The organism is Vibrio sp. 661 (assembly GCF_033339315.1).
Lineage (GTDB): Bacteria > Pseudomonadota > Gammaproteobacteria > Enterobacterales > Vibrionaceae > Vibrio > Vibrio alginolyticus.
Genome location: NZ_JAWOUJ010000006.1, coordinates 221,580 through 234,062 on the forward strand (window position 1 = coordinate 221,580; position 12,483 = coordinate 234,062).

Sequence of the window (12,483 nt, forward strand, 5' to 3'; positions counted from 1 at the left end):
GCGAGAAAGAGCCATTGGGATAAACTACTTCTGGCGTAACCCATCCACTGGAAATTGATTGAAATTCCCCTTGCTACAATCGGGCTTATATCCAAATGGAGCAGGGAAAGGAATCGTATCGCAGCTTGTTGCAACGGAAGATTCAAACTTTACTCTCTTTCCTATCATGATAGGAAATAACCATGTGGCATTATTTCTTAAATCAAACTCCTCTTTAGGGTCATCAATCAAATTGTATATTTCAGGGATCTGTAATGGGCGCCCTTTCTCCGGCATGATATCTTGATCAATAAAGTGCATCTTGTAATTTTCCCACTTATAAGCGTAGGTTTCAGAGCCATTGTTAACGATAAAACCATCTCGATTAGACTTTTCACTATCTCCCTTTAAAAAGGCCCACTGATCAATACTATCTATTGTTCTATCGCTTGGTAATTTGTATCCACCGACATGAGAAAGTGAGGCAAATAGATCCACAACATGGATAATTTCATCACTCACTCTGCCCGGTTTGATGTGGTTAGGCCAAGAGGCAATAAATGGTGTTCGGAGAGAGCCTTCAAGAGCCGTAAAGTACGCACCACGCCATGGTCCGCTAGAGCCTTGGTATGGCATATGCCACTCTGGACCGTTGTCAGAAAACCAAATCACTAGTGTATTGTCTTTAATTCCTGCTTTTTCTATTGCACCAATAACTTGCCCAGCTCGAAAATCTATCTCAGCTAACACATCTGAGTAATTTCCTTTGCCTGTTTTACCAATAAAATCAGGATGAGGTAGCGTCGGTAAATGTGGTTGAGTAAAAGTAATTACAGAGAAAAATGGCTTATTCTCTTTCACATTTCGATTTATAAAATCTGTGGCATGTTCAACTAGCTCACTGTCAATCGTTCTACGTGAGTCCAAATTATATTCTTTGACCCCTTTAGGATCCTGCCCTGCTCTAGCTGAAAGGATTTGAGGTTTAGGTAATATAGCTTTATAACCGGGTTGAGAGCTATATTCTGACTCATCCGTCGTATTTGCAATGCCATACCATTCATCAAAGCCTTGATCCGTTGGAAAGCGCCCTTTTTGGTCTCCCAAATGCCATTTCCCGTAAAGGCTCGTGTTATATCCTTGTTCCTTAAACTTCTCTGCAATGGTTATCTCCCAGTTCACCATACCGTAAGGCACTCCCCAAACAACCTTATCTGTCCCAGATCTAAGCGCTCGCCTCCCCGTCATGAATGAGGAGCGAGTTGGCGTGCATTGCGGTTCCACATTAAAATTAGTAAGGCGTACACCTTCTCTAGCAAGTTGATCTAAGTTTTTAGTTTCAACACCTCTGGTACTCCCATAGGAACTTAGTTCCCCCCACCCAAGGTTATCAACCAACATTACCACGACATTTGGTGTCTCTTCCGCAACCACTTCTAACGGGATACATAGAAACAGGATAGTTGCTAGTTTATTTTTCATAGTGTCGCCTTTCATTGAAATTCAATCCTGTAAGTGCGTCTTATCACACTTAAAACACACTAAAGTCTAGTCCATGTTAGTTAACATTTTTGAAAAACAGGGATTACTTGGAAGCAACAAAAAACCTCTACTATATTCAACTGACTACATTGTCTCATTTGGTGTCATCTAACTCGACTTCGCCATGATGAACACAATTAGTAACGTTATATAACGATAATGGATTCATTTATCGCGGAGGATTTTCATGCGAAACTCGATTAAAAAGGTAATGGCATTGGTCGGTACATTAGCTGCGTCCACAGCCTTTGCTGCCGATAAGCCCAACATCCTTGTGTTCTGGGGTGACGATGTAGGTGTATACAACATTAGTGCGTATCACAATGGTATGATGGGAGGGAAGACTCCTAACATTGATAAAATCGCCAATGAAGGTGCCATTTTCACAGACGCTTACGCACAACAGAGTTGTACTGCCGGACGAGCCTCATTTATTCTGGGTCAACATCCGTTTCGTACCGGTCTATTGACTATTGGTATGCCCGGCGCAAAAGAGGGTATTCAATCGAAAGATCCTACTATCGCAGAGTTACTTAAAAATCACGGCTATGTGTCTGGTCAGTTTGGTAAAAACCACCTTGGTGATCAAGATGAGCACCTACCAACTAACCATGGGTTTGATGAGTTCTTTGGTAACCTATACCATTTAAACGCGGAAGAAGAGCCTGAGTCTGAGTTTTATCCAAAAGATCCAGAGTTTCGTAAAAAATTCGGACCTCGAGGCGTGTTGAAGGCGACTGCGGATGGCAAAATCGAGGACACAGGTCCCCTTACTCGTAAGCGTATGGAAAACGTAGACCGAGAGTTCATGGATGCTAGCTTGGCCTTTATGGAAAAAGCAGTAAAAGAAGACAAACCATTCTTTATTTGGCATAACTCAACCCGTATGCACGTCTGGACACATTTGAGTGAAGAATATCAAGGGAAGTCAGGTTACGGCTTATACGCCGATGGCATGATGGACCTAGATGATCAAGTAGGTGTCATGCTTGATAAACTTGAAGAGCTAGGCGTAGCAGATAACACCATTGTTGTTTTTAGTACCGATAATGGCGCTGAGAAATTTACCTGGCCAGATGGTGGTACTACACCGTTCAAGGGCGAAAAAGGTACGACTTGGGAAGGCGGATTCCGCGTTCCGATGATGGTACGCTGGCCTGGAAACATTAAACCAGGAACGGTTATCAACGATATCTTTTCACAAGAAGACTGGATGCCAACTCTACTAGCAGCTGTGGGCGAACCTGATGTGAAAGAAAAACTATTGAAGGGTCATAAAGCAGCGGGCAAAACCTTTAAAGCACATTTAGATGGCTACAACCAACTTGATCTGCTGACTGGTAAAGCTGATGAAGGCGCACGCAAAGAAATCTTTTACTTCGATGCTGGTGGTAATTTAAACGCCGTTCGTTATAAAGACTGGAAGATCCACTTCAGTGTTATGGAGGGTGCCATTAATGAGGCATACCGCAAAACACCTAGTTGGCCTTTGATTGTAAACCTTCGTATGGATCCATTTGAGGTCGGTCCAGATGCAGCACTTTACGTCAGACATTTTTACGCTGATCAAATGTGGATGTTCGTTCCTGCTCAAGCTATCGTGCGTAAGTTCCTAGAGACATTTAAGGAGTTCCCTGCAACGAAAGGTAGCTCGTTAAGTATTGAAAAAGTGGTAGAAACAATGACACAGCAACCTAGAAACTAGACCCTAGGTATCGAAGCTATTGTGGAATTAACTAAGGCCTCAATTGTGAGGCCTTTTATTTCGTTGCAATTGTTTGGTTGCAGCAAGTTATGGTCAAACAAAGATTATCATTTAGTGCTCTCTTTAAACACTTGATTCCAATCTTGTTTCATATCGACAAATAGCCAACCTTGCTCTTCACCTACTTTAAACGATTTATCTAACTTACCAACATGCGAATCTTTATCATACGCCCATTCACGCTTGTCATCCGTGTGATGGATAATCGCAGAAAATCTTGGACCTGAACCTGCTTTCGTCCACTCTAACATCTGTAAATCACCATCAGAATTACCAAACGCCATTACCGGACGTTTGCCAATGAAGTTTTGAATCGTCACAGGCTTTACTGCTTTGTCATTGACAAAGTCTATTTCCGGCATGCGTTGGATGGTAGGTTTTCCATCAACACTTTGATATTCCGCCTTTAACGTCGTTCCCACGATGTTTTGCGTTGGAATGCCGTATACTTCCGGCGCCCAAACGCGCATAAATTCAATTCCGCCTCCAGAAACGATGTAGGTCTGATAGTCGTTCGCTCTTAAATAGTCGAGCAGTTCGAGCATAGGTTGATAGACCATTTCAGTGTATGGTCTACCCGTTGTTGGATGGACAGCCGTTTTCAACCATTCCTTAACTTCTTGATGAAACTGTTCAGTAGACATTCCAGAATGGGTTGCCATAACAAGCTTCATTACACCTTCGAGTCCTTGTTTACCAATCCTCTCCATGTCACCTTTTAATGCGGAAGCAAAGGGTTCGGTTGTCTTCCAATCAGGATGCTCAGAGGCCATTTCTTTTACTCTATCGATCGCAAAAAACAACTGTAGATAAACAGGCTTTTCTGCCCAAAGTGTTCCATCATTATCAAACGTCGCGATTCGTTGGCTTTCAGGAACATAGGAATCCGAACCTTGGGTCGTTGTTTTCGTAACAAACGCCATAATAGCTTGCTTAGCGTCAGTGTTGTTCCATGACGGAAGTGGATCTTGCATATCAGCAGCAACAGCGTAACTAGACAGAGCAAAACCTGTTGCTAAGACAATCGTCTTTAACTTTATAGCCATCTTAATTCCTTATATTGAGGTGCTAGGTGCGAATCCAATCAAAAGTATAGTTCAATTGAAACAGGCGCATATTGAACTGAAATATGCAACGGCCACCAAAAAGTGACAATGTCACTAATCTAGTCCACTATTTTATTAAAATAGAAACATGGAATTTAACGATTAGAGTTTAAATTCATTGGCTTCAACTGATGTAGGGGCACTTTTACGTCCCTTTTTCTGATTGAGCTCTTCAATAACATAGTCGGGAGCGACCTTCGTTAGCTCTGTTAAACAGTCATCCGTTTTAGGGTTGCCGTATCTAACATAGATGTCACACACGGCATACAATTGTTCTGGAGCACCGGATATCAAATACGCTTGCTCAAAAGCGTTGACAGACTTCTTCAAGTCTAACTCTTCTTGCAGAACACCATTTAAGTACCAAAAGTAACTGTTCGTCTTTGCCATCGTCGCAGCTTTGTCTATTTCAAACGCCGCTTCTTTCTTTTTGTCTAATCTAACCAAAGCGAGAGATTTAGAATAATGCAGCGAGGCATCTTCTGAATTTAGCTTGATACCCTCGTCAAGCACGTTGATAGCTTTTTGGTCTAGCTGTTGCGCTCGGAAGTTGTCTGCATAGCTTAACCAAACTTGAGGGTTGTTTGGCTCAAGCTTAGTTAACTCTGGGTATATCAGCGCCGCTTTATCCCAATCACGATGCCAACGGTAAACGTCTGCAAGTAATAACTTGGAAACATTATCGTTCTTACTGGACAAGTGTGCTGTCAGCTCTGAAACAGGCCCCTCAAGTGACTGCTGTTGCTCCGAACTCAAATTGGCGTAATCTCGAACGAGGTTAATCGCTGCTGTAATTCGCACCATGGCGGCGTCATCACTCAATAATGGTGAAATCAAACGCCAACGGTGCTCAATCATATATGGCTGTGCTCCCACGATCGCAGCTTCGCGAATACCTGCATCTTCATCCTGCAACCCACGGGCAACTGCAACCAATGCATTTTGGCTTGGATAGTTGGCTAACTCACGTAAAGCATCAATACGTTTTTCTGAAGACAACTTTTTATTTTGCGCATCATAAGACAGCTTTTCGACTCGTTGCGCCGGTGTCATTTGAGCTTCTTGTGGAGTGACAACCGTTGTCGGCGATACCTGGTCTGGGTCTAGCAATGTTGTTTCTTGTGCCACTGCTGTTTGACTCGCAGCAATGCCGATCGAGATCACGAGTAATGATTTAGAGAGCAGCTTAATTTTTTGCATTCAATAACCTATATTCTTTCATTTCCGGGCCTGTAGCAGGCGTAGTGACTATCTTAAAACTTCGTTTCAAACACAGTCTGTGTTTGAGTAGCTTGCTGGCGTAGAATCTGGTCACTGTATTTACCGTGAACCACTGGGTTACCTGTCGCTCGTAAGATGTACGCCATCGACTGATCAACATGGGTAAAAAACTTCTTCCAACCCGCGCAGAGATAATTAAGACCAGGCTCACCTTGCCTAGTACGGATAAAACGGTTTTTGGGACATTCTCCAAAACATGCAAATTGATAATCACATTGAAGGCACTGTTGGGGCAGCGTACGACTTTTAGCAAACCCAAATTTCTGCTGCTCAGAGCTATAAGCGAGCGTATCGAGCTTTTCGTGATGAATGTTTCCAACCTTATATTCTGGGTACACGTAATGATCACACGCAAACACATCACCATTAGGCTCCATTGCTAAGCCCTTCCCGCAGATTTCACCTAACGTACACAGTGGGTTTTTTCTGCCCATCCAGGTTTCGATACTGGCTTCAAAGTACTGCACAAACACGTTGCCGATATCGTGTAAAACCCATTCATTGAAAATCGCGATCAGAAAATTTCCCCATGCTTCATCCGCAACGCAAAAAGGCTCAATAACGGCATCTTTATGACCTGGGATCAACCGTTTATCTCCTTGCTTTAGTTGCTCGTTTGGCTCCCAAGTTTGAGGGGCGGTTGTTCTGAATGTTTTCTGCTCAACTATTGGAATAAACTGCATTTGAGGGGAGCGTACTTCATCTCGCAAGAATCGGTACACTTCAAGTGGGTTACGTCCGGTCAAGTTGTTAACACAAGTGAGCGTAGCAAACTTTACTTCGTGCTTATGTAATAATTCAACCGCATTCATAACTTGCCGGAATGTGCCTCTACCAGCTCGGTTTGTTCGGTAAGCGTTGTGCATCATTTCTGGGCCATCAATGCTTAAACCGACGAGAAAGTTGTTCGCCTTTAAAAACTCACACCATTCATCGTTAAGCAGTGTGCCATTAGTCTGGAGATCATTGGAGATCGTAATGCCATCGGGACGGTATTTATTCTGTAGCTCAACAATTGTCTTGAAATAATCCAAACCTAGCATTGTCGGCTCACCACCCTGCCAAGAGAAAATGATTTCAGGTGTATTCTGTCCCGCTATATATTGGCGGATATAGGTCTCTAGCGTTTCCTCATCCATGACTGGTGAGCAGCCTGGCTTGTACTCAAGTAAATCTTGTTTGCTTAGGTAATAACAATAGGTGCAATCGATATTGCACACTGCACCGATAGGTTTCGCCATGACATGTAATCGCTTGGATGCTTTCCCATTGAACTGCGGACCTTGAGTTATGTGCATTCATCACCTTCTTAGTTGCTAGCCTGCGCCCAACGGCGTTAAGACTAATCATTAAGTTAATCGCCTAGTGTGATGATAATGTTCAATTATTCGTGGCGCTTGTTATAGTGTGTATAACTGTTTTTCATAGACTTGCCTGATAAAATTTTTTGATCATAAATGTTGATGGAGCTCCCCTATGAAGCATTCCAAAAGTAATACTCTTTACCTTGGTGCCACTATTTCGATTTCGCTAATTATGACTGGATGTGCAACAACACAACCTAGCCCTCTTGCTCAAAAAATCGATCAAGATATGGTTCTTATTGAAGGTGGACAATTTATGATGGGCTCGGATAATCCATCAGCAAATAAATCCGAGCGCCCGGCTCGCACCGTTCGCGTGGATGATTTCTATTTGGCAAAATTTGAGGTAACCCAAGAGTTATTCGAATCGGTTACAGGATCTTCTCTGAGCTATTTTAGAAACCCAAATACGCCCGTAAATAACATTAGCTGGCAACAAGCCAATTATTTTATAAAGAAATTGAATGAAAAAACGGGAGAGCACTATCGTTTACCCACCGAAGCAGAATGGGAGTTTGCAGCGAAAGGGGGGAATCTAAGTCAAGGATTCACTTACGCGGGGTCTGATGATATTAACGACGTTGCCTGGTATGCCAGTAACTCAAACAATAAGGCACACAAGGTAGGTCAGAAAAAACCGAATGAGCTTGGCTTATACGATATGACGGGTAATGTTGGTGAGTTTGTTATTGATGCGTTTGATGAAGGCTATTACAAATCAGCACCAAGTGATAATCCGGTAAACGCAAAAGATGAAAAAGAAAGCCTGGCACACAAGTCTGTACGAGGTGGTAGCTTTGCCTATGATGCTGACGAATCCGAAAACTATCGTCGCGATTTTGCTAGCCAGTCAGTCATCATGTCCGACATGGGGCTGAGATTAGCGAAAGACGCTGATTAAACTAAGTAAGAAAAAAGTGGAGCGATAAAAGCTCCACTTTTGGTAATTAGCTCCTATTGACCCCAACAATAGAGGCTTTAAGCTGATCAATAGCTTGCTTAGGTGCATAGTGACTAAGCTCTTGTATGCACCTATCGAAAGCAAAAGCGACAGCACCTTTTTTATGATTTCTCGCTAGAACCTCGCATTGAGCAAACAAGTGTTGTGGATTGCCACCGACTTCAAATGCTGTATGCAACGCTTTACTGGCTTCTAGAACATCGCTTTTTTCTAAAGCTAGACCGTACACGTACCAATAATGCGCATTAGTTTCACCAACTTCTGCGGCGCGTCTAAGTAGCTTTTTCGCATCATCGGCTTTGCCTTGACGTAACAAAGAAAGACCTGCGCTGTATGGTAATGTGCTGGATTTAGGTTGAGCTTTCATCCCTTGTTGTAGCACCGTGAGCGCAGCTTCTTCTTTACCTAGGTGACGATACAAATCTGCTAGGTTAACGTAGCTATTTTCGAAATAGGGTTCGATGCTGATCGCTTGTTTATACAGCTCGGCCGCTTTGTCGATTTCACCTAAGCTGCGGTACACATTCGCCAAATTGGTTCTTCCGAAACCACGATCGGCATTAAACCCTTGAATTTCCATGTACTCTTCTAAAGGCGATTTAATGATATCTTTTTGTAAAGGGGTCATTTGTGCGTAGTTCGCTACCAGCACCGAGGCAGCTTCCGCTCTCACTGAAAGCACCGGGTCACCAAGCAATGGCTCTAGAATCCGCCACCGATCATGAAATTCATAACCAGACGAGCCTGAAATTGCCCCTAATCGAACCATTTCATTTTCATTCTTAACGGCCCTAGCCAAAGATACTGTTGTATTTTGGTCAGTATTGCCCCCCATTCTCTCCAGGGCTGAAGCACGAATAATGTCTTTTAACGACGAATCCTGAGCAGAGTATGCCAACGCATTTGCTGCTCCTTGATGACCAATTGAATCCGCATAAAATGCGACAGCAAAATGTTGCTGATTACGATACTTCGAATTCGGGTACCATTCTGCTATCTGTTCATCGGCCCATTGATTGCTTTTATCTTCATGGCATGACATGCAAACATTGGGCGTTCCAATATGTTTGCTCAAATCCGGTCGTGGAATATGCCAACTGTGGTCTCTACGAGGATCGACTTGCATGTAAGTCGTTTCTGGCATGTGACAAGTCGTACATTGCGATGCTTCAGATCCAGCCTTATGAAAGGTATGCTTTTCAGGTGTATATTCCGATGCAATATGGCATTGCGAACATACTGCCTCTTCTGGGATCGTTAACTCTGCCGTGTGTGGATCATGACAATTAGTGCACGTGACCCCCTTCTCCGCCATTTCAGATTGAAGAAACGAACCATAAACATAATCTTCGTCGTAAATCTGTCCATCATGATAGTAGAGTTCAGGTGTTATAAGACTTAAGCGATATTTATCAAAAAAGGAACCTTTAACATGATCACCTGTTTCATTTAACTGGGTTCGGCGACTATGGCATTGAGCGCATGTTTGCACTTGATTGGTTGCTTCAATTGATTTCGGCTGTAACGTACTATGGCCTTCCTCAAACACCCAATCCGACACTGCTTTAGACAAATTTCGATCAAAGCCATAATGGCTGTCATGCTCAAAAGAAGTGCCAGCATTTTTGTATTTCTTGGCCAGTTCTATGTGCTGACTAGCGGGACCATGGCATGCTTCGCATCCCACATTAATCTCTGACCATGAGCTGTTGTAAGTGTTTTTGTCAGCGTCGTAATTCTTCTTTAGGTTCGTTGAATGGCAATCAGCACACATGAAGTTCCAATTTTGCCCGGTATTGGTCCAATAGAATTCATCCGTTGTTGTCGTTTCTGGATAAAGATGAAACCAACGCTGTCCCCCTTCAACTTTAGCTCTTGTATCCCAAGCAAAAGGAATAAGCTGCACGCGGCCATCTTCAAACTCGACCATGTACTGCTGTAATGGCTCCCAGCCAAATGTATAGCTGATCTTATAGTCATGCCATTGCCCGTCAGCACCTTGAATATTGACCCAAAATTCGTCGCCTTTTTTAAAAAAACGATTAGGCATTCCTTTGTGCGTTACAACATGGTTATCAAAATCACCACGTACAGAGGTTGTACTTGCATGCTTCATGGCCATATCATGATGTGACCCTTTCCAGGCCGCTACCTCGTTTTGGTGGCAATCTATACAAGCTTGTGTGCCAGCATATTCTGGATTTAAGCCTGAAGGAATATTTGGTTTCTCTGTTAATAACTCTTGAGAAAAAGCCATAAAACTGACAACAACGTTGACCAGCAATAAAATGCGAAACCGGCCTGCCCACTGACTCATAGATATCCTTATATTTATAATGTACAACCTAAATCAATATAGACACTAAATCACTGGTTATACAAATAATTACAAGCAATACATAACGACTTTAGTATTGCTTTAGGACCGTAAAACAAGCGAGCATCCTATTGTTTTTCATTTCCATCCCCTCTTCTACTACGCAATAAAAATAAGGCTCTTCAGTGATCTAAATCTACTTTACGAATCTCTACAAACTAACAGGACAACCCTATTTCTTCTTAATTAACAAATGGTTACTACCTATCAATAACTTATGGTTATATCGAGTATAAGAGGATTTTTCTATATACATCATTAACTTATGCAGCAACTAAGCATAAGGCTCACTTGTGCTTATCTTTACTCTCAACAATCTGGAGTTTTTATGGCAAATCAATTGAGCAAAATCGCTGTAGGCGCAGGACTGTTAGCGGCGTCCAGTGCTGCTATGGCAGCCGACAAACCGAATATTCTGGCAATTTTTGGTGACGATATCGGCTACTGGAATATCAGCGCATACAACCAAGGTATGATGAGTTACAAAACGCCAAACATCGACCGTATCGCGAATGAAGGTGCGTTGTTCACAGATCACTACGGACAACAGTCTTGTACTGCTGGTCGCGCTGCCTTTATTACGGGTGAAGAGCCATTTCGTACGGGTTTGTTAACAATTGGTATGCCAGGCTCTGACCACGGCATACCTGATTGGGCGCCAACCATTGCAGACCTGTTAAAAGAACAAGGTTACATGACGGGTCAATTTGGTAAAAACCACTTAGGTGACCAAGATAAGCACTTACCGACAAAACACGGCTTTGACGAATTCTTCGGTAACTTATATCACCTAAACGCAGAAGAAGAACCTGAAACTTATTACTACCCTAAAGACCCAGAGTTTCGTAAAAACTATGGCCCTCGTGGTGTCATTAAGTCTTATGTCGACGGTAAGATTGAAGACACTGGCCCGATGACACGAAAACGTATGGAGCACGCAGATGAAGAGTTCCTAGAAAGCTCTTTGGCATTTATGGAAAAAGCAGTTAAAGCGGATAAACCCTTCTTTATTTGGCATAACGCCACTCGTATGCACGTTTGGACTCGCTTGCAGGAAAAATACCAAGGCAAATCAGGTGTAAGCATTTATGCCGATGGTATGCTGGAACACGATGATCATGTAGGTGTTTTACTCGACAAGCTGGATGAGCTAGGTGTTGCCGACAACACTATCGTTATCTACTCAACGGACAACGGCGCAGAAACCATGACTTGGCCAGATGGTGGCGCAACACCATTCCATGGTGAAAAGGGTACAACTTGGGAAGGCGGTATGCGTGTTCCTCAACTGGTTCGTTGGCCAGGCGTCATTAAGCCAGGAACCAAGATCAATGAAATGATGGCACACCAAGACTGGTTGCCTACATTATTGGCAGCTGCTGGCGTACCTGATGTAAAAGAAAAACTAGCAGAAGGCTACAAAGCAAATGGCAAAGAATGGCGTGTGCATTTAGATGGTTACAACTTCATGCCATACTTTGAAGGTAAGGAAGAAAAAGGCCCTCGTGAGTCGCTGCTTTACTTTACGTCTAATGGTGAATTAAACGCTGTCCGCTGGAATGACTGGAAACTTCACTTTGCAACGCTTGAAGGGAACCTAAGTAACGCAGTTCGTTTTGCTCCGAACTGGCCTAAAATCATCCATCTACGTGCTGACCCATTCGAAAAAGGCCCAAGCGAATCACAAATGTACTTGCGTTGGATGGCTGACAACATGTGGCTATTTGTACCTGTACAAGACGTTGTGGGAGAGTTCTTTAAAACACTTCCAGAATACCCAATGCAACGTGGCACAGCGATGAACCCTGCTTCACTAAACTACGACTCTCTAAAAATGCAAGAGAAGCTGCAACAACTAGACAAAGTTGAACAAGAAATCAGCAAGTTTAAGTAAACTAAGTTAACGTTAGTTAATCAGTAACATTAAGCCAGCAGACCATTCTGCTGGCTTATGTGTATCGCCACATAGGAACTTACTTAAATCGCCTGTTTAGCCTATACAAAGTGGGCATTGTGAGTACAAACTGAAAAGTAAATTACCACCTTCTAAAGAAGGTGGCTTTGTGTGAGCCCCCTAAAAGGGGGCCTTTGTTTAGTCCAGCGCCAAT

The 12,483-nt window shown here is 43.0% G+C and carries 8 protein-coding genes; 3 read left to right on the top strand and 5 right to left on the bottom strand.

What is annotated here, in order from left to right; all coding sequences use genetic code 11:
- Positions 1-24 precede the first annotated feature (24 nt).
- Complete coding sequence (locus R7P69_RS13815; RefSeq protein WP_225455402.1) at positions 25-1,461, bottom strand: arylsulfatase; 1,437 nt, start codon at positions 1,459-1,461, stop codon at positions 25-27.
- 247 nt (positions 1,462-1,708) lie between these two features.
- Between R7P69_RS13815 and R7P69_RS13820 the strand changes: the two genes are divergently transcribed.
- Positions 1,709-3,226, top strand: a complete 1,518-nt coding sequence (locus tag R7P69_RS13820; RefSeq protein WP_033905220.1) for an arylsulfatase — start codon at positions 1,709-1,711, stop codon at positions 3,224-3,226.
- 107 nt (positions 3,227-3,333) lie between these two features.
- On the opposite strand, the gene R7P69_RS13825 is transcribed toward R7P69_RS13820, so the two are convergent.
- The 3 genes from R7P69_RS13825 to R7P69_RS13835 all read right to left on the bottom strand — a co-directional run bounded on the left by R7P69_RS13825 (position 3,334) and on the right by R7P69_RS13835 (position 6,971).
- The gene (locus R7P69_RS13825; protein WP_318121615.1) at positions 3,334-4,332 is read right to left on the bottom strand and encodes an HAD family hydrolase; all 999 of its coding nucleotides are present in this window, start codon (positions 4,330-4,332) and stop codon (positions 3,334-3,336) included.
- A 162-nt stretch (positions 4,333-4,494) separates the two neighbouring features.
- Positions 4,495-5,592, bottom strand: a complete 1,098-nt coding sequence (locus R7P69_RS13830; RefSeq protein WP_065274487.1) for a hypothetical protein — start codon at positions 5,590-5,592, stop codon at positions 4,495-4,497.
- Positions 5,593-5,645: 53 nt separating this feature from the next.
- Positions 5,646-6,971 carry an anaerobic sulfatase maturase gene (locus R7P69_RS13835; RefSeq protein ID WP_213961774.1) on the bottom strand — a complete coding sequence of 442 codons (1,326 nt, stop codon included), beginning with the start codon at positions 6,969-6,971 and terminating at the stop codon, positions 5,646-5,648.
- Positions 6,972-7,209: 238 nt separating this feature from the next.
- On the opposite strand from R7P69_RS13835, the gene R7P69_RS13840 reads away from it, so the two are divergent.
- The gene (locus R7P69_RS13840) at positions 7,210-7,938 is read left to right on the top strand and encodes a formylglycine-generating enzyme family protein (RefSeq protein ID WP_373920819.1); all 729 of its coding nucleotides are present in this window, start codon (positions 7,210-7,212) and stop codon (positions 7,936-7,938) included.
- 46 nt (positions 7,939-7,984) lie between these two features.
- Here the strand turns inward: R7P69_RS13840 and R7P69_RS13845 are convergent, their stop codons facing one another.
- On the bottom strand, positions 7,985-10,315 hold the full coding sequence (locus tag R7P69_RS13845) for a tetratricopeptide repeat protein (RefSeq protein ID WP_213885336.1): 2,331 nt from the start codon (positions 10,313-10,315) through the stop codon (positions 7,985-7,987).
- Between the two features lie 388 nt (positions 10,316-10,703).
- Between R7P69_RS13845 and R7P69_RS13850 the strand changes: the two genes are divergently transcribed.
- Entirely contained in the window at positions 10,704-12,269 is a 1,566-nt protein-coding gene (locus tag R7P69_RS13850; RefSeq protein ID WP_005385681.1) for an arylsulfatase, read from the top strand.
- The last annotated feature ends 214 nt before the right edge of the window (positions 12,270-12,483 follow it).